Annotated in this window: 1 protein-coding gene; it reads right to left on the bottom strand. The window is 68.6% G+C overall.

From position 1 onward, the window contains the following. The coding region (locus R0J88_RS23535; RefSeq protein ID WP_410901394.1) for a LysR family transcriptional regulator substrate-binding protein at positions 1-236 on the bottom strand (236 nt) is incomplete at both ends.

Genomic DNA, 236 nt, shown 5'->3' with positions numbered 1-236 from the left:
GCCGCTGCTGCATCTCCGGCGTCAGCAACACCAGCGGGTAGTCACGCAGGCACTCCCACTGCGGCGCGTCGGGCAGGCGGAAATGCGCCTGACTGGCGATCAAGGCCGAATGCTCCTGATAGAGCGGCCGACAGGCCAAGCCGCTCATGGCCGGCGCCGCAGGGTAGCCGACCGCAAGATCCAACTCGCCATCCTCGAGCCCCTGGGCCAGCGATGAGGTCGACAGCTCGCGCAGG

The sequence above is a fragment of the Pseudoalteromonas sp. SIMBA_162 genome (assembly GCF_046535955.1).
Lineage (GTDB): Bacteria > Pseudomonadota > Gammaproteobacteria > Enterobacterales > Alteromonadaceae > Pseudoalteromonas > Pseudoalteromonas marina.
Note: the sequence above shows the minus strand (reverse complement) of the source record. Positions and strands in the feature narration are given on the sequence as shown.